Below are 26,161 nucleotides of genomic sequence, written 5' to 3'. Positions count from 1 at the left end.
CAGAGCGCTAGAACCTAGGGTCGTGACGAGTGGCGTGGTGCGACTTCGCATCCCTCTTATGGAGCGGTCCGATGGCTGAGGAAGCGGTTCAAGGCAATGTCCCGGCGGTCGACGATCGTCAGATCCTGGACGATCTGACCCTCCTGCAGCAGGTCGACGGCACCCGGCTGGGCGGCGTCATCCACGAGGCGAGCGCGGTCCAACTGCAGCGGCCCGACGACACGCTGGGCTATGTCCAGACCGACTACCGCGGCGCCGAGGATCTGATGGTCGGCGGCGCGGTGCAGACCGGCACCGTCGTCGGCGAATCCGTGGCGGTCGCCTCCGACCGGGCGGTGAACGCGCTGCTTCTGAACGGCGATGTCCTGCGCACCGAAGGCACCCGCGGCTCCGGCCCGGCCGGCCCCGAAGGATCGGGCCTGTCGGAGGGGGAGAGCCGCGAGGGCAACGGCAGCGCGGTGGAGCGGGCCGAACTGCTGTCAAACGCGCGCACGACGACCACCTATACCGAACTCGCCGTCGCGCTGCCGGAAATCCCCGTGCCCGAGACGCCCGATCAGGTGATCGACGACGGAACCGTACCCAACGCCGACCCCGTCACCTTCCTGGACGCTGCGACCACTGCGCCCGACCTTACCGCCGCTGCCACCACCACGTCGGCGCCGGTGTCGGACACGCCCAGCCTCACGGTGAACGGCGTGTCGGGCGACGAGGACACGGCCATCGCCCTGAACATCGCCGCCGCCCTGACCGACACCGGCGGGACGGAGGTGCTGACCGTCACCCTGTCCGGCATTCCGGACGGGGCGGTGCTGCGCGACGGGTCCGGCACGGTGCTGACGGTGGTGAACGGCAGCATCGTGCTGACCTCCTCGCAGATCCCCGGCCTGACGCTGACCCCGCCGGCCAACAGTGGCGACAGCTTCTCCCTGACCGTGACCGCCACCAGCACCGACGGCAGCGCCACCCCCAACAGCGTCACCGCCACGCTACCGGTCATCGTCAATCCGGTCTCCGACACGCCGACGCTCAGCGTCGCGGCGGTGACGGGGGCGGAGGATACGGCGATCCCGCTGACGATCAGCCCGGCCCTGTCCGACACCGACGGATCGGAGACACTGAGCGTCACCATCGGCGGCATCCCGGACGGGGCGGTGCTGACCAACGCGGCCGGCGAGGCGCTGATCATCTCCGGCGGCTCGATCACCCTGACGCCGGCCCAGCTGGCCGGTCTGGCGATCACGCCGCCGCTGAACAGCGACGCGGACTTCACCCTGACCGTCACCGCGACCAGCCGGGACGGCACCGCCGCTCCGGCCAGTACCAGCATGCCGCTGGTGGTCACGGTGACCCCGGTGACCGACACGCCGACGCTGACGGTCAGCGCCGCGTCCGGCATCGAAGACACCGCCATTCCGCTGACGATCAGCCCGGCCCTGACCGACCTCGACGGGTCGGAAACGCTGACCATCACCATCAGTGGTGTTCCGGGCGGCGCGACGCTCAGCGCCGGCACCCACAATACCGACGGTACCTGGACGCTGACCCCGGCCCAGCTCGCCGGCCTGACCATCACGCCGCCGCAGAACAGCGACGTTGACTTCACCCTGACCGTCACCGCCACGGCAAAGGACGGCACGGCCGACCCGGTATCGGTGACGCAGACCCTTGCGGTGGCCGTCGCGCCGGTGTCGGACACGCCGACGCTCACCGTCCAGACGGCGGCAGGCGACGAGGACACGGCAATTGCCCTGACGATCAATCCGGCCCTGACGGACACGGATGGATCGGAAACCCTGAGCATCACCATCTCCGGGATTCCGGACGGGGCGGTGCTGACCAACACAGCCGGCGAGGCGCTGACCATCTCCGGCGGCTCGATCACCCTGACGCCGGCCCAGTTGGCCGGTCTGAAGATCACCCCGCCGCAGAACAGCGACGAGGATTTCACCCTGACCGTCACGGCCACCGCCAAGGACGGCGATGCCGGTACGGCAAGCACCAGTGCGCCCTTGCAGGTCACCGTCAACCCGGTGTCCGATACCCCGACCCTGGCCGTCACCGCCGCCCAGGGCAACGAAGACACCGCCATCCCGCTGACGATCAGCCCGGCCCTGACCGACACCGACGGGTCGGAGGCGCTGACGATCTCCATCGCCGGCGTTCCGGCCGGGGCGACGCTGAGCGCCGGCACCCACAATGCCGACGGCACCTGGACTCTGACTCCGGCCCAGCTCGCGGGCCTGACGATCACGCCGCCGTCGAACAGCGACGTGGATTTCGACCTGACCGTCACCGCCATCGCCAAGGACGGTGTCGCCGTCGAGGCAACCAAGAGCGAGACCCTGCACGTCACCGTCGATCCGGTGACCGACACCCCGACCCTGACCGTCACTGCCGCGAGCGGCAACGAAGATTCCGCCATCGCCTTGGCGATCAGCCCGGCGCTGACCGATCTGGACGGATCCGAGGCGCTGAGCATCACCATCAGCGGCATTCCCGCCGGTGCGACCCTCGGCAACACGGCGGGCAACGTGCTGACCGTCACCGGCGGCTCGATCACGCTGACCAAGGATCAACTCGCCGGCCTGACCGTCACGCCGCCGTCGAACAGCGACGTGGACTTCACCCTGACCGTCACGGCCACGGCCAAGGATGGTAGCGCCGATACGGTATCGGTGACCCAGACGCTGCCGGTGACCGTCAATCCGGTGTCGGACACCCCGACGCTGAGCGTCACTGCCGCGCGTGGAAACGAAGACACCGCCATCGCGCTGACGATCAACCCGGCGCTGACCGACAGCGACGGCTCGGAAGCCTTGAGCATCGTCATCGCCGGCGTTCCGACCGGGGCGACGCTCAGCGCCGGCACCCACAACGCCGATGGCACCTGGACCCTCACCCCGGCCCAGTTGGCTGGTCTGACGATCACGCCGCCGTCGAACAGCGACGTCGATTTCGACCTGACCGTCACCGCCATCGCCAAGGACGGCGTCGCCACCGAAGCGACCAAGAGCGAGACCCTGCATGTCACCGTCGATCCGGTGACCGATACCCCGACGCTTTCCGTCACTGCCGCGCGTGGCAACGAAGACACCGCCATCGCGCTGACGATCAACCCGGCGCTGACCGACACCGACGGCTCGGAAGCGCTGAGCATCGTCATCGCCGGCGTTCCGACCGGGGCGATTCTCAGCGCCGGCACCCACAACGCCGATGGCACTTGGACCCTCACCCCGGCCCAGTTGACCGGCCTGACCATCACGCCGCCGTCGAACAGCGACATCGATTTCGACCTGACGGTGACTGCCATCGCCAAGGACGGCGTCGCCGTCGAAGCCACCAAGACCGAGACTTTGCACGTCACCGTCGATCCGGTGACCGACACCCCGACGCTCTCCGTCACCAGCGCCCGCGGCAACGAAGACACCGCCATCGCACTGACGATCAGCCCGGCCCTGACCGACACCGACGGCTCGGAAGCGTTGAGCATCACCATCGCCGGCGTTCCGACCGGGGCGACACTGAGCGCCGGCACCCACAATGCCGACGGCACCTGGACTCTGACTCCGGCCCAGTTGACCGGTCTGACCATCACGCCGCCGTCGAACAGCGACGTCGATTTCGACCTGACCGTCACCGCCATCGCCAAGGATGGCGTCGCCACCGAAGCGACCAAGATCGAGACCTTGCGCGTCACCGTCGATCCGGTGAGCGACACCCCAACGCTGAGCGTCACCGCCGCCCGCGGCAACGAAGACACTGCCATCGCGCTGGCGATCAACCCGGCGCTGACCGACCTGGACGGCTCGGAAGCGCTGAGCATCGTCATCGCCGGCGTTCCGACCGGGGCGACGCTCAGCGCCGGCACCCACAACGCCGATGGCACCTGGACCCTCACCCCGGCCCAGTTGACCGGCCTGACCATCACGCCGCCGTCGAACAGCGACGTGGATTTCACCCTGACCGTCACTGCCATCGCCAAGGACAGCGTCGCCACCGAGGCAACCAAGAGCGAGATTCTGCACGTCACCGTCGATCCGGTGAGCGACACCCCGACGCTGAGCGTTACCGCCGCGCAGGGTAACGAAGACACTGCCATTGCGCTGGCGATCAACCCGGCCCTGACCGACCTGGACCGCTCCGAGGCGCTGAGCATCACCATCAGCGGCATCCCCGCCGGTGCCATGTTCGCCAACACGCTGAACGGCACGCTGACGGTTACCGGCGGCTCGATCACGCTGACCAAGGATCAGCTCGCCGGCCTGACCGTCACGCCGCCGTCGAACAGCGACGTGGACTTCACCCTGACCGTCACGGCCACGGCCAAGGACGGCACTGCCGATGCGGTATCGGTGACCCAGACGCTGCCGGTGACCGTCAACCCGGTGTCGGACACCCCGACGCTGAGCGTCACTGCCGCGCGTGGAAACGAAGACACCGCCATCGCGCTGACGATCAACCCGGCGCTGACCGACAGCGACGGCTCGGAAGCCTTGAGCATCGTCATCGCCGGCGTTCCGACCGGTGCGACGCTCAGCGCCGGCACCCACAACGCCGATGGCACCTGGACCCTCACCCCGGCCCAGTTGGCTGGTCTGACGATCACGCCGCCGTCGAACAGCGACGTCGATTTCGACCTGACCGTCACCGCCATCGCCAAGGACGGCGTTGCCACCGAAGCGACCAAGACCGAGACCTTGCGCGTCACCGTCGATCCGGTGACCGATACTCCGACGCTCTCCGTCACCAGCGCCCGCGGCAACGAAGACACCGCCATCGCACTGACGATCAGCCCGTCACTGACCGATACCGACGGCTCGGAAGGACTGAGCATCGTCATCGCCGGTGTTCCGACCGGGGCGATTCTCAGCGCCGGTACGCACAACGCCGATGACACCTGGACGCTGACCCCGGCCCAGTTGGCTGGTCTGACGATCACGCCGCCGTCGAATAGCGACGTTGATTTCGACCTGACCGTCACCGCCATCGCCAAGGACGGCGTTGCCGTCGCAGCGACCAAGAGCGAGACCCTGCACGTCACCGTCGATCCGGTGACCGATACTCCGACGCTCTCCGTCACCAGCGCCCGCGGCAACGAAGACACCGCCATCGCACTGACGATCAGCCCGGCGCTGACCGACACCGACGGCTCGGAAGCCCTGAGCATCATCATCGCCGGCGTTCCGGCCGGGGCGATTCTCAGCGCCGGCACCCACAACGCCGATGGCACCTGGACTCTGACGCCAGCCCAACTGTCCGGTCTGACGATCACGCCGCCTTCGAACAGCGACGTCGATTTCGACCTGACCGTCACCGCCGTCGCCAAGGACGGCGTCGCCGTCGAAGCGACCAAGAGCGAGACCCTGCGCGTCACCGTCGATCCGGTGAGCGACACGCCGACGCTGAACGTCACCAGCGCCCGTGGCAATGAAGACAGCGCCATCGCACTGTCGATCAGCCCGGCGCTGACCGACACCGACGGGTCGGAAGCCTTGAGCATCGTCATCGCCGGCGTTCCGACCGGTGCGATTCTCAGCGCCGGCACCCACAATGCCGACGGCACTTGGACTCTGACTCCAGCCCAGCTGACCGGTCTGACGATCACGCCGCCGACGAACAGCGACGTCGATTTCGACCTGACGGTCACCGCCGTCGCCAAGGACGGTGTCGCCGTCGCAGCGACCAAGAGCGAGACCCTGCACGTCACCGTCGATCCGGTGACCGACACCCCGACGCTCTCCGTCACCAGCGCGCGTGGCAATGAAGACACCGCCATCGCGCTGGGCATCAACCCGGCCCTGACCGACACCGACGGGTCCGAAGCCTTGAGCATCCGGATCACCGGCATCCCCGCCGGTGCCACGCTCGCCAACACGCTGAACGGCACGCTGACGGTCACCGGCGGCTCGATCACGCTGACCAAGGATCAGCTCGCCGGCCTGACGATCACGCCGCCGTCGAACAGCGACGTGGATTTCGACCTGACCGTCACCGCCATCGCCAAGGACGGTGTCGCCGTCGCAGCGACCAAGAGCGAGACCCTGCACGTCACCGTCGATCCGGTGACCGATACTCCGACGCTCTCCGTCACCAGCGCCCGCGGCGACGAAGACACCGCCATCGCGCTGGCGATCAATCCGGCGCTGACCGACCTGGACGGGTCGGAAACGCTGAGCATCACCATCAGCGGCATTCCCGCCGGTGCCACGCTCGGCAATACGGCGGGTGACGTGCTGACCGTCACCGGCGGCTCGATCACGCTGACCAAGGATCAGCTCGCCGGGCTGACCGTCAAGCCGCCGTCGAACAGCGACGTGGACTTCACCCTGACCGTCACGGCCACGGCCAAGGATGGTAGCGCCGATGCGGTATCGGTGACCCAGACGCTGCCGGTGACCGTCAACCCGGTGTCGGACACCCCGACGCTGAGCGTCACCAGCGCCCGTGGCAATGAAGACACCGCCATCGCGCTGACCATCAACCCGGCCCTGACCGATACCGACGGTTCGGAAGCCTTGAGCATCGTCATCGCCGGCGTTCCGACCAGGGCGATTCTCAGCGCCGGCACCCACAACGCCGATGGCACCTGGACCCTCACCCCGGCCCAGTTGGCTGGTCTGACGATCACGCCGCCGTCGAACAGCGACGTGGATTTCGACCTGACCGTCACCGCCATCGCCAAGGACGGTGTCGCCGTCGCAGCGACCAAGACCGAGACCCTGCACGTCACCGTCGATCCGGTGACCGACACCCCGACGCTGAGCGTCACCAGTGCGCGTGGCAATGAGGACACTGCCATCGCGCTGACCATCAACCCGGCGCTGACCGATACCGACGGTTCGGAAGCGCTGAGCATCGTCATCGCCGGCGTTCCTACCGGCGCGACGCTCAGCGCCGGCACCCACAACGCCGATGGCACCTGGACCCTCACCCCGGCCCAGCTGACCGGCCTGACGATCACGCCGCCGTCGAACAGCGACGTCGATTTCGACCTGACGGTGACCGCCGTCGCCAAGGACGGCGTCGCCGTCGAAGCGACCAAGAGCGAGACCCTGCACGTCACCGTCGATCCGGTGAGCGACACGCCGACGCTGAGCGTCACCGCCGCGCAGGGTAACGAAGACACCGCCATCGCATTGTCGATCAGCCCGGCGCTGACCGATCTGGACGGCTCTGAAACACTGAGCATCCGGATCGCCGGCATCCCCACCGGCGCCACGATCTCCAACACTCTGAACGGCACGCTGACGGTCACCGGCGGCTCGATCACGCTGACCAAGGATCAGCTTGCCGGCCTGACCATCACGCCGCCGTCGAACAGCGACGTCGATTTCGACCTGACCGTCACCGCCGTCGCCAAGGATGGCGTCGCTGCCGAAGCGACCAGGAGCAAGACCCTGCACGTCACCGTCGATCCGGTGACCGACATCCCGACGCTGAGCGTCACCGCCGCGAGCGGCAACGAAGACACCGCCATTGCACTGGACATCCGGTCCGCCCTGACCGATCTGGACGGTTCGGAAACGCTGAGCATAGTCATCGCCGGCGTTCCGACCGGGGCGACGCTCAGCGCCGGCACGCACAATGCCGATGGCACCTGGACTCTGGCCCCGGCCCAGTTGACCGGCCTGACCATCACGCCGCCGCACGACAGCGACGTCGACTTCACGCTGACCATTACCGCCACGGCCACCGACCGCGGGCTGTCCCCTGTCTCCGTGCAGACGACGCTGACCGTCACTGTGGTGGCGGTGGCCGACACGCCGACGCTCGGCGTGACGCCCATCACCTACGACCTTGCGACCGGCCAGAACGACGTGTTGACCGGCACCGCCGGCAACGACACGCTGTCGGGCGGTGCAGGCAAGGACACCATCCGGGGCGGCGCCGGCGACGACCTGATCTATGGCGACGGCACCGGCACCTTCACCACCGGCCTGACCATCACCCCCGCCGTGACGGACGTCGACGGGTCGGAGTCGATCTCCAGGGTGACGATCTCCGGCGTTCCGGCCGATGCGACGCTCAGCGCCGGCACGCACAATGCCGACGGGACCTGGACGCTGACCCAGGCCCAGCTGTCCGGCCTGACCCTGACCGCCAAGGAGGGGGACAGCGCCACCCCCATCACCCTCACCGTGGTCACGACCTCGGAAGAGCGGGAGAACGGCAGCACCGCCAACAGCGTCGCCCAGACGCTGACCATCAAGTTCACCAACACGCCCAAAGGCGCCGACAGCCTCGAAGGTGGGGACGGCAACGACACCATCTATGGCGGGGCCGGCAACGACACCCTGAGCGGCGGTCTCGGCGACGACGTCCTGGATGGCGGAGCGGACAACGACACGGTGACCTACGCCGCCTCGGCCACCGCGGTGAACGCCAATCTGGCGACCGGCATCGGCACCGGCGAGGGCACCGACACCCTGCGCAATCTGGAGAACGTCACCGGCTCGGCCTTCGACGACGTCATCACCGGCGACAGCGGCGCCAACATCCTGCTTGGCGGTGGCGGCACCGACACCATCACCGGCGGCGCCGGCACCGACACCGTCCGCGGCGGCGCGGGCGACGATCTGTCGATCTTCACCGTCGGCACCGACGGCGGCACGTCGTCCAAGCCGGAACAGCAGGACGGCGACACCGGCATCGACACCTTCCGGGTGATGCTGACCGGGGCGCAGCTGTCCGATGCGTCGATCCTGGCCGACCTGCGCACCCTGCGCAACCAGATCGAGACCGCCGGCGCTCTTCCCAACGCCTCGAGCCAGGACACCAACGTCGCCAACGCCACCACCCTGAACGCGCTCGGCATCAAGGTGGCGGATTTCGAGAAGCTGGAGCTTTACGTCGACGGTCGACCGGTCGATGTGCGCACGGCGCTGAACTATGCGCCGACCGCAACGGCGGCCACCACCGGAACCACGGAGGACACCGTCGTCACCGGACGGCTGGGCGCGACGGACCAGGACACGGTCAATGGCCGCACCGACGACACGCAGACCTTCAAGGGACCTGGCGACGCCGGGCAGCCGGTGCGTCTGGCCCACGGCACGCTGGTGGTGAACGCCGACGGCACCTTCACCTACACGCCGGACGCCGATTTCAGCGGCACGGAAACCTTCTCCTTCACGGTGACCGACGGCTATGGCGGCACCTCCACCGCCACGCAGACGATCAAAGTCACGCCTCAGGCCGATGCCATCACGCTCTTCACGCTGGCCGCGCGCGGCAACGAGGACGCGTCCGGCGGCATCGCGCTCGCCCCGACCATCACGCTGAGCGATATCGACGCCGCCAGCCCGGAAAAGGTGGAGAGCGTCACCCTGACCATGGCCGCCTCGCAGCAGGACGTGGCCGGCGCCAAGTTGTACGTGAACGGCGTGGAATTGACCCGCAGCGGTCCCGATGCCTCCGGCAACTACAGCTGGACGATCCCGACCACGGCGCTGGCGGCCGGCGGGACGGCGGGGACCTGGACGGTCCAGGGGCTGACGGTCGTCACCGCCCACAACTCCGACGCCGACCTCGCCTATACGCTGAAGGTCGGGACGATCGACAGCACCAGCGCCGGCACGGCGCGCGGCACGCAGACGGCGACCGGCACCATCACCGTCGATGCGGTGGCCGATGCGCCCACCGTGACCGCCGCCGCCGCCGCGACGGATGAGGACACCGCCGTCGCCCTGAAGATCACCCCGGCCCTGACCGACACCGACGGGTCGGAGAGCATCGGCTACGTCACCATCTCCGGCGTCCCGGACGGGGCCAGCCTGAATTTCGGCAGCGTTGTCAGCACCCAGAGCGACGGCAGCAAGACCTGGAAGGTGGATGCGGCCGATCTGCCGAACCTGCGCCTGACTCCGCCGCACGACTTCTCCGGCACCATCACCCTCAGCGTCACCGCGACCTCGGTGGAGCAGGAGAACGGTTCCACCGCCGTGTCGGCGCCGGCAACCCTGTCGGTGACCGTCACCGGCGTCGCCGACGCCCCCATCGTCATCCCCACCGCGGCCACCGGCAACGAGGACAGCGCCATCCCGCTGACCATCGACGCCCACCTGTCCGACGTGACCGGGGAGACGCTGGACCACATCACCATCACCGGCGTGCCCGAGGGGGCGACCCTGTCCGCCGGCACCCACAACGCCGACGGCAGCTGGACCCTGACGCCGGGCCAGCTGAGCGGCCTGAGCTTCACGCCGCCGCTGAACTATTCCGGCACGGTGACGCTGAAGATCACCGCCACCTCGGTGGAGGGAACGACCACCGCCACCTCGGCGCAGCAGTCGCTGGCGGTGACCGTCAACGCGGTCGCCGATACGCCGGTGCTGTCGGCCTCCGACGCGGTGGGGCGCGAGGACACAGCCATTCCGCTATCGGTGGTCGCCGCCCTGACCGACCGCGACGGTTCGGAAAGCCTCAGCATCCTGGTCGGCGGCGTGCCGGCCGGGGCAACGCTGAACCATGGTCATTACGACGCGGGCCTCGGCAAGTGGGTGCTGACCCAGGCCGACCTGACCGGCCTGACCATCACCCCGCCGGCCAACTCCAACACCGGCTTCGATCTGACCTTCACCGCGCGGGCGACGGAAAGCTCCAACGGCTCCATCGCCGATGCGGCGGCGATGACCGTCCATGTCGACGTGCAGGGCGTGGCCGACGTGGTGACGCCCAACGGCACGCTCACCGCCCGCGGCAACGAGGACACGGCGATCAACCTGCGGCTCGGCGATCTGGTGATGGTCGACAATGACGGGTCGGAGCGCCTGTCGCTGGTCGTCAGCAACCTGCCGTCCGGCTCCTGGCTGTCGCTGGCGACGGGGCATGAGAGCGGGCTGGTCTATCTCGGCAACGGCCGCTGGTCGGTCGATGTGGAGTATCGCAACGAACTGACCCTGACGACCAAGCAGGACTTCGCCGGGACGATCACGCTGAAGGTGGACGTCATCACCACCGACAGCAACGGCGCGCCGATCATCTCGGTGAACGGCGCGACCTCCGGCGGGATGCTGAAGGACACCCGCGACCTGACCGTCACCGTCGACCCCAAGACGGACGAGCCGGTCGTCTCCATCGGCGCCCATGCGCAGGAGGACGCCGTCGGCGGCATCCCGCTGACCATCTCCGCCCTGACCGGCGACAGCGACGGGTCGGAGCATATCTCCTCCATCGTCATCTCCGGCCTGCCGGCCGGGGTCACCCTGACCAGCACGGATGCCGGCGCGCTGACCGACAACCATGACGGCAGCTGGACCGTCGATCCGGCCAAGCTTGGAAATCTGCGGCTGAACGTGCCGGCCAACAACGCCGACGACTTCACCATCACCGTCAAGGTGACGGCGGTGGACGGCACCGACAGCCTGACCAGGACCTACACCCCGACCGTCACCGTCAGCGCGGTGGCCGACGCGCCGGTGTCGCACGGGGCGAACGGCGCGGTCGAGGCCTACCATGTCGACGACCAGTCGGTGGCCGGCGTGCCGGACGGCATGGTGCTGAACCTGAACGCCTTCCTGCAGGACACAGACGGCTCGGAAACGCTGGCGGTCACCATCTCCGGCGTGCCGAAGGGCACGGTGCTGTCGCGCGGCCTCGACAACGGCAACGGTACCTGGACGCTGACCGCCGAGGAGTATGCCAAGGCGCTGGGCGAGGGCGGCCTGAAGCTGACCGTCAAGGACGCCAATGCCGCCGGCATCACACACAGCGTGTCGGGCACCGTCGACACGGCCAGCGTCACCCTGACGGTCAATCCCTACAGCATCGAGAGCGAGGGCGACCGCAACACCAGCGTGTCCGACAGCTTCGTGCTGAGCTGGACCACCACCGCCTCGACGGTTGGCGGGTCCACCGGTGGGGGAGGCACTGGCGGTGGATCGACCGGTGGTGGATCGACGGGCGGCGGCTCGACCGGTGGAGGATCCACCGGCGGCGGCACCGGCGGCACGACCCCTGATCCGGCGACCGGCGTCGGCAGCGACCGCCCGTCCGGCGTCACGACGGCGGAGGACAGCACCGTCGCCCTGCATCTCGACACCGGCCTGCATGACTGGAGCGGCGTCAGTTCCGTCACTCTGTCCGGCATTCCGACCGGGGCCGTCCTGACCAACACCGCCGGCGACACGCTGACCATCGCCAACGGCTCGATTACCCTGACGCCGGCCCAGTTGGCCGGGCTGTCGCTGACGCCGCCCTCCAACAGCGACGCCGATTTCACCCTCGGCATCGAGGTGGTTTCCGGCACCGGCAACACCCACACCAGCCTGACACAGGCGGTGACGGTCACCGCCGTCGCCGACAATCCGCTGCTGACCGTGCAGGCCGCCTCCGGCAACGAGGACACGGCCATCGCGCTGGACATCACCGCCGCGCTGGCCGACACCGACGGGTCGGAGGTTCTGGCCAGCATCGTCATCGAAGGGGTGCCGACCGGTGCCTCGCTGTCGGCCGGCTATCTGGACTCCGCCACCGGGAAGTGGGTGCTGACCCCCGACCAGCTGTCCGGGTTGAAATTCACCCCGCCGCACGACGCCAGCGGGACCTTCCAACTGACGGTGACCGCGGTCGCGCGCGAAAGCGGCAACGCCGACCGGGCGACCACGACCAAGACCCTGGCGGTCGAGGTGGCGCCGGTCAGCGACGCCCCCTCCATCAGCGCCAGCTCCGTCACGGCGCAGGAGGATCATGCTGCCAGCCTGTCCATCTCCGCCGCCGTCACCGATCTGGTCGGCACAGGCGAGGTGATCACCGCGCTGCGGGTGACGGTTCCGGCCGGCTTCACCCTGTCGGGCGGCGCCTCGCTCGGCAACGGAGTCTATGATCTCACCGGCCTGTCCGCGTCGGATCGCGCGGCGCTGACGCTGACGCCGCCGGCCAACTATGCCGGCACGGTGACCCTGACGGTGGAGGCGGCCGCCCAGGACGGCACCGCGACGCCCGCCTGGTCGACCAAGACGCTGTCCGTCACCTACACGGCCGCCGCCGACGCGCCCGCCGTCATCGTCCATAACGCGACCGGCGCGGAGGACACGCCCATCGCCCTGGACCTGTCGGCCAGCCTCGTCGACACCGACGGGTCGGAGACGATGGCGGTCATCCTGTCGGGCCTGCCCGAGGGCGCGGTGCTGAACCACGGCTCCAACAACGGCGACGGGTCCTGGACCCTGAAGACGTCGGAGCTGTCGGGCCTGACAATCACGCCGCCGCGCAACTATTCCGGCGGCATGGACCTGACGCTGACCGCGACCAGCCTGGAAAGCTCCAACAAGGACACGGCGAGCACGACCGCCAGCATCCATGTGGAGGTGACGGCGGTCACCGACGCCCCCACCGTCATCGTCGCCAACGCGTCCGGCAACGAGGATTCGCTGATCGCGCTGAACCTGACGGCGGCACTGGTCGACACCGACGGGTCGGAGACGATGGCCATCGTCCTGTCCGGCCTGCCGGCCGGCTCGGCGCTGGTGGATGCCAACGGCAACATTCTGACGCCCACCGCCGGTTCGGTCAGTCTGACCGCCGCCCAGTTGTCGGGCCTCAAGCTTCAACCGCCGGCCAATGCCGGCACCGACTTCAACCTGACGCTGACCGCGACGACGACGGAGACTGTCGGCGGCGCCACCGCGACCACCAGCCAGCTGTTCCGCGTCAGCGTCGATCCGGTCGCCGACCAGCCCATCCTCATCTGGTCGCCGATCACCGGTACGGAGGATACGGCGGTGCCGCTGAACCTCGCCGTGGCGCTGGCCGACACCGACGGGTCGGAGCGGCTGGGGCTGCTGACCATCACCGGCGTGCCGACAGGTGCGCTGCTGTCGGCCGGCACCCACAACGCCGACGGCAGCTGGACCCTGACGCCGGCCCAACTCAACGGCCTGAGCCTGACGCCGCCGGCCAACAGCGATGCGCCGATCAATCTGACCGTCACCGCCGTCAGCATCGAATCCAACGGCAGCACGGCGACCAGGGTCGTCACCGTGCCGATCACCCTTAACGCCGTGTCGGATACCCCGACCCTGTCCGTCACCGCCGCCGGCGGTAACGAGGACTCGGCCATCGCCCTGGCGATCACCCCGGCCCTGACCGATCTCGACGGGTCGGAGACGCTGACCGTCACCATCGCCGGCATTCCGGACGGTGCCCACCTGTCCAACGCGGCGGGTGACGTGCTGACCGTCACGGGCGGGTCCATCACGCTGACGGCCGGGCAATGGACCGGTCTGGCGATCACGCCGCCGCCCAACAAGGGCGAAGACTTCACCCTGACCGTCACGGCGACCGCCACCGACGGCACCGCTGCGCCGGTCAGCACCAGCGCGACGCTGCCCGTCACGGTGTCTCCGGTGACCGACACCCCGACCCTGTCCGTCACCGCCGCCACCGGTGACGAGGACACCGCCATCGCGCTGACGATCACCCCGGCGCTGACCGACCTGGACGGGTCGGAAACGCTGACGGTCACCATCGCCGGCATCCCGGCCGGCGCCCATCTGTCCAACACGGCGGGCGACGTGCTGACCGTCACGGGCGGGTCAATCACCCTCACGCCCGGCCAGCTCGCCGGTCTGGCGATCACGCCGCCGTCGAACGACGACCGTGATTTCGCCCTGACCGTCACCGCCACCGCCAGGGACGGCAGCGCCAGCCCGGTCTCGGTGACCTCCACCCTGCCGGTGACGGTCAACCCGGTGTCCGATGCCCCGACCCTGACCGTGGCCGCGGCGACGGGCGACGAGGACGCGGCGATCCCGCTGACCATCACCTCGGCCCTGACCGACAGTTCGGAGCTGCTGAGCATCACCATCGCCGGCGTTCCGGCCGGCGCGACGCTCAGCGCCGGGACGCACAACGCCGACGGGACCTGGACCCTGACCCAGGCCCAGCTTGCCGGCCTGAAGATCACGCCGCCGCTGAACGACGACGGCGACTTCACCCTGACCGTCACCGCGACCTCCACCGACGGCGGCGCCGCCCCGGCCTCCGTCACGGCGCAGTTGCCGGTCACCGTCCACGCCGTGTCCGACGCGCCGACCCTGCAGGTCGATCCGGCATCGGTGGCGGAGGACGGCACGGTCGCCCTGTCGATCATTCCGGCCCTGACCGACGCGTCGGAGACGCTGAGCGTCACCATCGCCGACATCCCGGCCGGCGTCACCCTGTCGAACACGGCGGGCGACACGCTGACCATCGTCAACGGCTCGATCACGCTGACGCCGGCCCAACTGGCCGGGCTGGCGATCACGCCGGCCCACGACAGCGGCAGCAGCTTCACCCTGTCGGTCACCGCGACCTCGACGGACGGCACCGCCGCGCCGGCGACCGCCACCCGCTCGCTGGCGGTGACGGTGGCCCCGGTCGCCGACACGCCGACGCTGACCACCCCCGCCGTGCATGGAAACGAGGACACGGCGATCGCGCTGACGATCACCGCCGCTTCCACCGACAGCGACGGGTCGGAGACGGTGACGGTGCGGATCAGCGGGATGCCCGACGGCGCCAGCCTGAACCACGGCACCCACAATGGCGACGGCAGTTGGACCCTCTCCGCGTCGGATCTGGCCGGCCTGACCTACACTCCGCCGGCCAACGCGCATGGCACGGTCGATCTGTCGGTCGCCGTGACCGCCCGGGACGGAACCGACACCGCGGTGGTGACGCAGACGCTCAGCGTGACGGTCGATCCGGTGAACGACAAGCCGACCCTGGCCGCCGCCCACGCCACGACCGTCATCGCCACGGACGCGACCGATCATCCGGCGGTGGTCTCCGACACGACGATCACGGATGTGGACAGCAGCGTCATGTCCGGCATGTCGATCCGCATCGCCGCCGGATCGCAGACCGGCGACGCGCTGAACCTCGACAGCCTGACCATCGACACCGACCCGTCGACCGGCCGCAAGACTGTGTCGGGCACCGGGATCGAGGTCAGCTGGGACGACAGCACCCACCAGCTGTCATTGTCGGGCAGCGCCTCCACCTCGACCTACACCGACATCCTCCAGCATCTGGCGCTCAGCCCCAATGGCGGCGGTGCCCGGACGCTGGAGGTGACGGTCAGCGACGATCAGGGGCTGTCCAGCGATCCGCTGGCGGTGCAGGTGCTGGTCTCGGCCGATGCGACGATGACCGGCAGCACCGGTGCCGACATCCTGCATGCCGGAAGCGGCACGACCGGCATGTCCGGCGGGGCCGGCGACGATCTGTTCATCTTCGCCCCGCGCGGCGGCAACCTGACCATCGACGGCGGGGTGGGCTGGACCGACGTGGTCGAGGTCGGCGCCTTCGTCGCCAACGCCGGCGCCAACTGGCTCCAACAGCTGGACGGGCACGCCTATACCGTGGATCCGTCGGGCCACGGCCTGACCTTCACCCAGGAGACGACCGTCACGCTGGAGGACCAGAACCATCACCAGCTGGTGTTGCAGAACATCGAACGGCTGACGTTCTGACCGGATGGAAGCAGCGGGAAACGGGACGGCGGGGTGGGGCGGGGCTGGTCAGCCGACCGGCGCCCCGTCCTCCGCGGTCGCGGCGCCTGCCTGCATGTGGGTGATGATCCGCCTCATCAGGCGGCCCAGCATCGCCCGTTCATCCTCCGCCATGGCGGCCAGCGGCGGGGTCAGCGACTGGCGCAGGGGATCGCGGTGCAGCAGGGCCCGCCCCTCGTCCGTCAGGTCGAACAGCCAGCCGCGCTTGAATCCGGGATGTGGACGGCGGGCCAGAAACCCCTTGTCCACCAGGGTGGAGACCGTTCGCGACACCGGCGCCAGATGGATTCGCTGGAACCGGGCCAGCGCGGTCAGGGTGCGCGCCGGCTCCGGCGCGTCATGGAAATAGCGCAGCGCCACCCATTGCGCCGGGAAAAGCCCTTCGGTGAAGCTGATGCCATAGACAAGCCGGCTGACCTGATCCAGCAATGTGACCAGATCCTCATCTGTCGACCAAGCGTCGCCATGCCCCGGCCTTTCCGACACGCGCTTCTCTCCCTACAGGCATTGCGCCGAACATACCGGCGGCAAGCTTGGGCGCGGACTGTAGCGAAGTCAACGCGCCAGCGGAAGCGCCAGTCTTCGCGTCCGCGTGGTGAAACCATGGTGAAAGTTCGCGTGGATTATCGTCGAGGAAAATCCATCACCGTCCTGTGCAAATCCTTGGCGAAACGCGTGGGCCGGTCCCACTTCTGGTCCTGTCGAATTCGACCCGCCTCCACAACCTGCGGACAACGGACATGACCGGCTTCCCCCACCTGACCAACGCCTTCCTGTTCGACCTGGACGGCACGCTGACCGACACGGTGTACCAGCATGTGCTGGCCTGGAAGGAAGCGTTGGACGAGGAGGGTATTGCCCTGTCGGTCTGGCGCATCCACCGCAAGATCGGCATGAGCGGTGGGCTGTTCACCAACATGCTGCTGCGCGAGACCGGCCTCGCCATCGACCAGGACCTGCTCGACCGGCTGCGCCACCGTCATACGCAGGCCTACAAGCGGCTGGCGGCCGGCGTCGTCCCGCTGCCCGGCGCCCGCGATCTGCTGGACACGCTGACGGAACTGAATATCCCCTGGGCCATCGCCACCAGCGGCCGGATGGAGACGGCGCGGCCGGCGCTGGAAAAGCTGGGCGTCGATCCCGAGCGCGCCGCGGTGGTCACCCGCGACGAGGTCGAATATGCCAAGCCCGACCCCGACCTGTTCCTGGCCGCCGCTGCGCGCATCGGTGTCGACATCGCCAGTGCCTTCGTGGTCGGCGACAGCATCTGGGACATGATCGCCGCCAAGCGGGCGCGCGCGCTCGGCATCGGCCTGCTGTCCGGCGGCTATGGCCGGGAGGAGTTGGAGCGCTCAGGCGCGTTGCGCGTCTATGAGGATCCGGCCGACATGCTGACTCATCTGGACGAGGTCGGCGGGCGCCGCGGACTGGCACAGTAAAAGATCGAAATATACCAAGTAACCGTCCCGTATCCCGCTTGCAAAATTGATCGGAGCGCTGCGATCACCTTCTGCAGTCTGCATCATGCACAGTCACAGCGCTATGATGCAGTGCAACATCGTCATGTAGGACATGCGGGATCGGCGCGTTTCACCGCGGCGCGACGATGGCAGCATGGGTTTGCCGATGACGCCGACGCCGCTCCCCGACGCCCGATCATCGCAATCCCAGCCAAGGAGCCGTCGCATGTCCTCCCATCTGCCGTCATTTCACAAGCCCGCCGCGCGCCACACGATCGCCCGCGCTCTGATCGCGTCCGCCTTCGCGCTCGCCTCGCTGCTGTCGGTCGCCGCCGCTGCCGCCGTCTCCGCCCAGCCGGACCGCGCCGCCCCCGCGTTCGAGATCGACAGCCAGTCCTTCCTGTTCAACTGAACGACTCCGGACAAAAAAAGAGCCGTCGGTGACACCGGCGGCTCTGAAGTCCGAGAGGAACGTCCAACAAGTTGTGCCGGGTCAACCCACGGCGCATCCAGCGGTACGGCGCTAATATACTAATATCTCATCCGCGTAGCAAGCGACTTCGCCACATCGCGGTCAGCTTTTTTGTCCATCGGTCTCGTCGGTCCGGCCCGATGCGAAACGCCCCCCGGCGCTGTGCCGGAGGGCGTTCCAATCGCGGTGTAAGGTAAAAGTCGGGACCGGATGGACCGTCAGTCGGCGCCGGCCGTGGCGTTCGGCATGGCGGCGGCGGACTTGCCGCCGCGCTGACCCAGCACCAGGGCGATGATGACGAAGGCGGCCAGATCGAACACCGTCAGGCAGGCGAACAGCGGCTCGTACCCGATGGTGGTGGCCAGCTGGCCGATGATCAGCGAGAAGATCATGCCGCCCATATAGCCGGCCATGCCGCCGAAACCGGTCGCCGTGGCGACGTCCTGCTTCTCGAAGGTGTCGGTCACCAGGGCATAGAGCAGGCTGGACAGCATCTGGTGGGCGAAGGCGCCGAGCGAGAACAGGAAGATGGCGGCGATCGGGCTGACGGTGAAGCTGATCAGGGCCGGGCCGACCATGCACACCGCACCCACGCCGACACCGGCGATGCGGGAGTTGACCAGCGACATCTTGAAGCGCTTGACGAAGAAGGGCGACATGTAACCGCTGAGGATGCAGCCGATGTCACCGGCCAGGAAGGGCAGCCAGGCGAACAGGGCGAACTGCTTGATGTCCATGCCGCGGGTCGAGACCATGTACAGCGGGATCCAGAAGCTGAAGGTCTGCCAGGCCGGCTCGGTCAGGAAACGGGCGGCGGCGATGCTCCAGAACTTGCCCTTGCCCAGCACGCGCTTCACCGACGGCTTCGGCAGTTCGACATGCGCCTGGCCTTCCAGGATATAGTCGTGCTCTTCCTTGGTCAGGCGCGGATGGTTCTCCGGGTTGCGGTACAGCGTGTACCACAGGGCCGACATGCCGACGCCCAGCAGACCGGTGACGATGAAGGCTTCCTGCCAGCCATAGGTCAGCGACAGCCAGATGACGAAGGGCGGGGCGACCATCGCGCCGATCGAGCTGCCGGTGTTGAACCAGCCCGTGGCGATGGAGCGTTCCTTGGCCGGGAACCACAGGGTGGAGGTCTTCACGCCCGACGGCATCGCCGCCGCTTCGCTGACGCCCAGCAGGCCGCGGAAGAAGGCCATCGACTGCCAGCTGCCGGCCAGTGCATGCGCGGCGGCGGCGGCGCCCCAGACGAAGGCGAACATCGCGTAGCCCAGCTTCAGCCCGACCAGATCGGTGATGTAGCCGGCGACCGGCTGCATCAGGCTGTAGCAGAGCTGGAAGGCGCTGACGATGAAGGAATACTGCTCGGTCGAGAAGTGGAGCTGCTCCTTGAGCGTCGGCGCCAGGATGCCCAGCGTGTTGCGGTCGATGTAGTTGACCACGGTGCCCAGCATCATCAGGGCAAGGATTTGCCACCGCAAACCACGGATCTTGTTCATGTTTTCCTCACATGCCTGCCACGGCAGGCGCCGGTGCGCACGTACGGGCCCTAAGGCGGCGATCCTTGGCGGGGGATGCCTTGCCGGCGGGTGTTCGGTGCCGGGCGACGGGGTCGCTTCCGCTCCGTTTCAAGAGGGCGGGAGCATCGCTGGTGGAGTTATATTAATATATCAGTGTGCGTCGCAAGTGTTTTCCGGGACCGCCGTCTGCCCCTGCGAAAATGTCGCAGGACGATGGTGCGGTGCGCTGATTTATTCGCAACTGCAGCGTAATCACGCCGGCTGCCGACCGGCGCTTCTTTGCTGCAATGCAACGTAATTGATGGTTGAAATGCCTGTTCTTCTGTTCGGATTCTTCCGCCGGGGTTGATCATCCCCGGCGCATCCGCATGCAAGAAGCCACAGCGCCGGGTCGGGATAAATGACCTGGATCAACGGTCTGCACCCGCCTTGCGCCGCATCATGCGGTTGTTTCACCCCCATCGTCCGCCCGCAATCCCGCGGCAACGCTCGCCTTCCACCCGATGCTGCGCTGCGACAAAGTGGGGCCTTCCTTGCAAAAGTAATATATTAGACGCTGGTGCAGCGCAGAACGGCGTCGCCCGGAAATTCCCGATCCGACTGACGCGTGTCAATGTGTCCGGCCCGCTCCGGATGGACCATTCCCCCTGGTCGACAGCCGTTTTCCGCCGGCTTTTCAAAAAGCCGCCCCGTCATCGAAGACGTGGCCATGGAGACGACCGTCGCCAGCAGAGAGGACATTTCCGGCATGACCCAAAGCCCAACCTCCACCGCCTCCCCCCGGCCGGCCGCCGCCATCCGCATCATGGACGGCAACGAGGCGGCGGCCTCGGTGGCCTACCGCGCCAGCGACGTCATCGCCATCTATCCCATCACGCCAAGCTCGCCGATGGGGGAGTTCGCCGACGAATGGTCGGCCGCGCGCCGGCCCAACCTGTGGGGCGGCGTGCCCCAGGTGGTGGAGATGCAGTCGGAAGGCGGGGCGGCCGGGGCGGTCCACGGCGCGTTGCAGGCGGGGGCGCTGGCGACGACCTTCACCGCGTCGCAGGGCCTGCTGCTGATGATCCCCAACATGTACAAGATCGCCGGAGAGCTGACGCCCTTCTGCATGCATGTGGCGGCGCGCACGCTGGCGACCCACGCGCTGTCGATCTTCGGCGACCATTCCGATGTGATGGCCTGCCGCCAGACCGGCTTCGCCATGCTGGCCTCGGCCAATGTGCAGGAGGCGCAGGATCTGGCGCTGGTCGCCCATGCCGCCACCTTGCGGGCGCGCGTGCCCTTCCTGCATTTCTTCGACGGCTTCCGCACCTCGCATGAGTTCAACTGCGTCGAGCCCCTGGCCGACGACGATCTGCGCGCCCTGATCGACGATTCCTGCGTCGACGCCCATCGCCGCCGCGGCCTGACGCCCGACCATCCCGTCGTCCGCGGCACGGCGCAGAATCCCGACGTCTTCTTCCAGGCCCGCGAGGCCGCCAATCCCTGGTACGAGGCCTGTCCGGCCATCGTGCAGGAGATGATGGACCGGCTCGCCGCCCGTACCGGCCGCGCCTATCGCCTGTTCGACTATCACGGCCATCCGCAGGCGGAACGGGTGGTCGTCGTCATGGGATCGGGGGCCGAGACCTGCAACGGCGCGGTCGACCGGCTGGTGGGGGAGGGCGAGCGTGTCGGTTGCCTGACCGTCCGCCTGTTCCATCCCTTCGCGATTGCGGATTTCGTCTCTGCCCTGCCGCCGACGGTGCGCCGCATCGCCGTGCTCGACCGCACCAAGGAGCCGGGGGCGGTCGCCGATCCGCTCTATCTCGACGTGGTCGCCGCATTGGCCGAGGCCCGCGCCACCCAATCGAATGCCGGCCCGTCCGCCATCGACCCCGTGGTAATCGCCGGCCGCTACGGTCTGTCGTCCAAGGAATTCACCCCCGCCATGGCGAAGGCGGTGTTCGACGAGTTGGGCCGCGACCGGCCGAAGCGCCGCTTCACCATCGGCATCACCGACGACGTCACCCACCACTCGATCCCCTGGGACCCGGCTTGGGGCATGAAGGAGCCGGGCGTGTCCCGCGCCGTCTTCTTCGGCCTCGGCGCCGACGGCACGGTGGGCGCCAACAAGAACTCGCTCAAGATCATCCAGTCCCGCAACGGCGGCCACGCCCAAGCCTATTTCGTCTATGACAGCCGCAAGTCCGGCTCGACCACCGTCTCGCATCTGCGCTTTTCCAAGGACCCGATCCGCGCCCCCTATCTGATCGGCCGGGCCGAGTTCGTCGCCTGCCACCATCTGCCGCTGATGGAGCGGGTGGAGGTGGTGGAGATGGCCGCGCCCGGCGCCACGATCCTGCTGAACGCCCCCGGCACGCCGCAACAGGTATGGGACTGCCTGCCGGCCGAGGTGCAGCGCCTCTGCATCGAGCGCAGGCTGTCATTGCACGCCATCGACGCCGGCGCGGTGGCGCGGGAGGTCGGGCTGGGCCGTCGCGTCAACACCATCATGCAGACCTGCTTCTTCAAGCTGTCCGGCGTGATGCCCGTCGAGGACGCCATCGCCGAGATCAAGGCGGCCATCGCCAAGACCTACGCCCGCCGCGGCGAGGAGGTGGTGGCGCGCAACGTCGCCGCCGTCGATCAGGCGCTGACCCATCTGCGCCCGGTCCCGGTGCCCGACCATGTCACCGCCGACCACGACCGCCCGGCCCCGGTGCCGGAGACCGCCCCCGATTTCGTCAAGCGCGTCACTGCGATGATGATCGCCGGCCATGGCGACCGACTGCCGGTGTCCGCCTTCCCGGTGGACGGCACATGGCCGACCGGCACGTCCAAATATGAGCGCCGCAACATCGCGGCGGAGGCGCCGGGCTGGAACGCCGATCTCTGCATCGAGTGCAACAAGTGTGTGCTGGTCTGCCCGCATGCCGCCATCCGCGCCACCGTGGTGCCGGAGTCGGCGCTGACCGACGCACCCGCCGGCTTCGAGACCATCCCCTACAAGGGGCGCGAATTCCCCGGCGGGCGTTATCGCTTGCAGTCCTCGCCCGCCGACTGCACCGGCTGCACGCTGTGCGTCGCCGTCTGTCCGGCGGAAGAGAAAGATGGCTCCGGCCGCAAGGCCCTGGAGATGCGCCCGATCCAGGCGTTGGCCGGCCAGCAGGAGGCCTTCGACTTCTTCCGCGGCCTGCCCGCCATCCCGCGCGAGTCGGTGCCGGTTACCGTCAAGCACAGCCAGCTTCTCGAACCCTTGTTCGAGTTCTCCGGCGCCTGCGCCGGCTGCGGCGAGACGCCATACATCAAGATGCTGACCCAGCTGTTCGGCGACCGCATGGTGATGGCGAACGCCACCGGCTGCTCGTCGATCTATGGCGGCAATCTGCCGACCACGCCCTACACCACCGACGCCAGCGGCCATGGTCCGGCCTGGGCCAACTCGCTGTTCGAGGACAATGCGGAGTTCGGCCTTGGCCTGCGCGTCGCCATCGACGGCATGGCCGAACAGGCGCGCGACACGCTGGCGCTGCTGTCGGCCCGACTGGAGCCCGGTCTGGTGACCGCATTGCTGGAGGCCGACCAGACCGACTCCGCCGGCATCGCCGCCCAGCGGACCCGCGTTGCCATGCTGATTGCGCAGCTCGCGCCATGCAAGGACCCGCTGGCCCGCCGGCTGGAGCAACTGGCCGACTATCTGGTTCGCAAATGCGTTTGGATCGTCGGCGGCGACGGCTGGGCCTACGACATCGGCTATGGCGGGCTGGACCACGCGCTGGCCTCGGGCCGTGACGTGAACATCCTGGTGATGGACACGGAGGTCTATTCCAACACCGGCGGCCAGCAGTCGAAGGCCACCCCGATCGGCGCCTCGGCCAAGTTCGCCACCGCCGGCCGGTCGGCGGCCAAGAAGGATCTGGGGCTGATGGCGATGGCCTACGACCATGTCTATGTCGCCCGCACCGCCTTCGGCGCCCGTGACAGCCACACGCTGAACGCCCTGATGGAGGCCGAATCCTACCACGGCCCGTCGCTGGTCCTGGCCTACAGCCATTGCGTCGCCCACGGCTTCGAGCTGTCGCATGGGCTGGAGCACCAGAAGCTGGCGGTGGAGAGCGGCCATTGGTCGCTCTACCGCCGCGACCCGCGCCGGCTGGCCGACGGCAAGACCGCCCTGCAACTGGACAGCGGCGCCCCCTCCGCCGGCCTCGCCGCCTTCATGGCCGGCGAGTCCCGCTTCAGCGCGGTGGAACGCGCCAACCCCGAGCGCTACCACGCGCTTCTCGATGAGGCCGAGGCGGAGATCCGCCGCAAGCGCCACCTGTTCGAGCATATGGCGGGGTTCAAGGAGTAGGGGAGGTGTTAGACCCCCACCCTAACCCTCCCCCGCTCTCAGCGGACCTACGGTCCGCCTGCCGCGTCAGCACAAAGCGAAGCTTTGTGCGAGAGCTGGGCGGGGGAGGGGACAAGTGCTTGTTCGGAAAAGATGCGGCAGTCCCTCCCCCGCCCAGCGGGGGAGGATAGGTGGGGGTCTGACTCCGCGAAACTCCAGCACCCGCACCACAATGCCGCACCCTTTTCCCCTTGCCTCACCCATTAATATATTAGTATATTTATCCCATCGCCCGCGCCTGCCGTCAACGCACCGGGCCCGGATTTTCAGCTCCTGTAAGGATGCCCAGTCATGCGTTCCCTGACCCGTGACCAGCTTGCCGGCGGCGCGTTCGACGTCGCCCACACCGATGGCGCTCCGACGCTGCCCGTGACCATCGTCCAGGTCGGCGACGGCAATTTCCTGCGCGGTTTCGTCGATTGGATGGTCGATGTCGCCAACGGCCAAGGGCTGACCAAAGCCGGCGTCGCCATCGCCCAGCCGCTCGACCAGGGCATCGCCCACCTGCTGAAGGCGCAGGACAACCTTTATACCGTGCTGTTGCGCGGCATCGAGAATGGGCGCGAGGTCGAGTCCCGCCGCGTCGTCTCCTGCGTGTCCGAGGCACTGAACCCCTACGCCGACTGGGCGCGCATGGTCGAGCTGGCCTCGTCCCCGGCTCTGCGTTTCTTCGTCTCCAATACCACCGAGGCCGGCATCGCCGACCGCGAGGAGGCCTATGCCCCCGGCACCTGCCCGGACAGCTTCCCGGCCAAGGTCGCGGCCCTGCTGCATGCCCGCTACACGGCGCTGGGCGGCAGTGCCGACAGCGGTCTGGTCTTCCTGCCCTGCGAACTGATCGAGGCCAACGGCACCAACCTGAAGCGCATCGTCCTGGCCCACGCCAAGCGCTGGGGGCTGGAGGCCGGCTTTGCCGACTGGATCGAGACCCACAACCATTTCCTGAACACGCTGGTCGACCGCATCGTCCCCGGCTATCCGAAGGACGAGGCCGCGGCCCTCTCCGCCAAATGGGGCTACGAGGACAAGCTGGCCGTCGCCGCCGAACCCTTCCATGTCTGGGTGATCGAGGGTCCGGCCCATCTGGCCGAGGAGCTGCCGCTGCACAAGGCCGGGCTCAACGTGGTGTGGACCGACGACCTTCAGCCCTACCGCACCCGCAAGGTCCGCATCCTGAACGGCGCCCACACCGCCAGCGCGCTGGCCGCCTATTGCGCCGGTCTCGACACCGTCAAGTCGATGATGGACGACCCCGCCGTGTCGGCCTATCTGAACAAGGTGATGTTCGAGGAGATCGTCCCCTACGTCCCGCTGCCGGAGGCGGAGCGACAGGACTACGCCCGAACCATCATGGAGCGCTTCGGCAATCCCTATATCCGGCACGAGCTGATCTCGATCACGCTGAACTCGGTGTCGAAGTGGCAGGTGCGCGTCCTGCCCAGCCTGAAGGATGCGGTCGTCCGCAACGGCTCGGCCCCCGCCGGCCTGTCCTTCTCGCTGGCGGCCCTGCTGCGCTTCTACCGCGGCCGGCAGGCCGACGGCGCCTATACCGGCGAGCGAGTGGCCGGGTCCTACCCGATCAGCGACAATGCCGAGGTGATCGCCGCCATGAGCGCCGCCTGGGCCGCCAGCGCCGGTGACGTCAAGGCCCTGGTCGCCGCCGTCCTGTCCGACGCCCGCCTGTGGAAGGAGGACCTGACCGCCATCCCCGGCCTTGCCGCGCGCGTGGCCGACAGCCTCGCCGCCATCGAGGCAAAGGGCATGAAGGCCGCCATGGCGGAGTTGGTTGCCGGCTGATCCGGCTGCCGTGACAAGGAGGCGGGGCGTGTCCGATC

General features: G+C 68.3%; 7 protein-coding genes. 5 read left to right on the top strand and 2 right to left on the bottom strand.

The features are described 5' to 3' along the window. The first annotated feature begins 71 nt into the window (after positions 1-71). The gene (locus tag FZ938_RS13885; RefSeq protein WP_149199086.1) at positions 72-16,457 is read left to right on the top strand and encodes a tandem-95 repeat protein; all 16,386 of its coding nucleotides are present in this window, start codon (positions 72-74) and stop codon (positions 16,455-16,457) included. Positions 16,458-16,505: 48 nt separating this feature from the next. Here the strand turns inward: FZ938_RS13885 and FZ938_RS13880 are convergent, their stop codons facing one another. Then, positions 16,506-16,982 (bottom strand): MarR family winged helix-turn-helix transcriptional regulator, encoded by a 477-nt coding sequence (locus FZ938_RS13880; RefSeq protein WP_149199085.1) that lies wholly within the window; start codon positions 16,980-16,982, stop codon positions 16,506-16,508. Between the two features lie 254 nt (positions 16,983-17,236). On the opposite strand from FZ938_RS13880, the gene FZ938_RS13875 reads away from it, so the two are divergent. Together FZ938_RS13875 and FZ938_RS13870 are read left to right on the top strand one after the other, a co-directional pair. Then, entirely contained in the window at positions 17,237-17,935 is a 699-nt protein-coding gene (locus FZ938_RS13875; RefSeq protein WP_149199084.1) for an HAD family hydrolase, read from the top strand. Between the two features lie 247 nt (positions 17,936-18,182). Next, positions 18,183-18,368, top strand: coding sequence for a hypothetical protein (locus FZ938_RS13870; RefSeq protein ID WP_149199083.1), 186 nt, complete (start codon positions 18,183-18,185; stop codon positions 18,366-18,368). Positions 18,369-18,646: 278 nt separating this feature from the next. Here the strand turns inward: FZ938_RS13870 and FZ938_RS13865 are convergent, their stop codons facing one another. Then, entirely contained in the window at positions 18,647-19,930 is a 1,284-nt protein-coding gene (locus FZ938_RS13865; RefSeq protein WP_149199082.1) for an MFS transporter, read from the bottom strand. A gap of 826 nt (positions 19,931-20,756) precedes the next feature. Here FZ938_RS13865 and nifJ point away from each other — a divergent pair. Continuing rightward, the gene (gene nifJ / locus FZ938_RS13855) at positions 20,757-24,287 is read left to right on the top strand and encodes a pyruvate:ferredoxin (flavodoxin) oxidoreductase (RefSeq protein ID WP_149199359.1); all 3,531 of its coding nucleotides are present in this window, start codon (positions 20,757-20,759) and stop codon (positions 24,285-24,287) included. A 330-nt stretch (positions 24,288-24,617) separates the two neighbouring features. Then, on the top strand, positions 24,618-26,123 hold the full coding sequence (locus FZ938_RS13850; RefSeq protein WP_149199080.1) for a tagaturonate reductase: 1,506 nt from the start codon (positions 24,618-24,620) through the stop codon (positions 26,121-26,123). The last annotated feature ends 38 nt before the right edge of the window (positions 26,124-26,161 follow it).

This window comes from Azospirillum oryzae (genome assembly GCF_008364795.1).
GTDB classification, from domain to species: Bacteria; Pseudomonadota; Alphaproteobacteria; order Azospirillales; family Azospirillaceae; genus Azospirillum; species Azospirillum oryzae.
Note: the sequence above shows the minus strand (reverse complement) of the source record. Positions and strands in the feature narration are given on the sequence as shown.

What these genes read in the sequence shown, in the direction of transcription:
- FZ938_RS13865 (WP_149199082.1), bottom strand. Translation starts at nt 19,930, where the DNA reads ATGAACAAGATCCGTGGTTTGCGGTGGCAAATCCTTGCCCTGATGATG.
- FZ938_RS13885 (WP_149199086.1), top strand. Translation starts at nt 72, where the DNA reads ATGGCTGAGGAAGCGGTTCAAGGCAATGTCCCGGCGGTCGACGATCGT.
- FZ938_RS13875 (WP_149199084.1), top strand. Translation starts at nt 17,237, where the DNA reads ATGACCGGCTTCCCCCACCTGACCAACGCCTTCCTGTTCGACCTGGAC.
- FZ938_RS13850 (WP_149199080.1), top strand. Translation starts at nt 24,618, where the DNA reads ATGCGTTCCCTGACCCGTGACCAGCTTGCCGGCGGCGCGTTCGACGTC.
- FZ938_RS13870 (WP_149199083.1), top strand. Translation starts at nt 18,183, where the DNA reads ATGTCCTCCCATCTGCCGTCATTTCACAAGCCCGCCGCGCGCCACACG.
- nifJ (WP_149199359.1), top strand. Translation starts at nt 20,757, where the DNA reads ATGGACGGCAACGAGGCGGCGGCCTCGGTGGCCTACCGCGCCAGCGAC.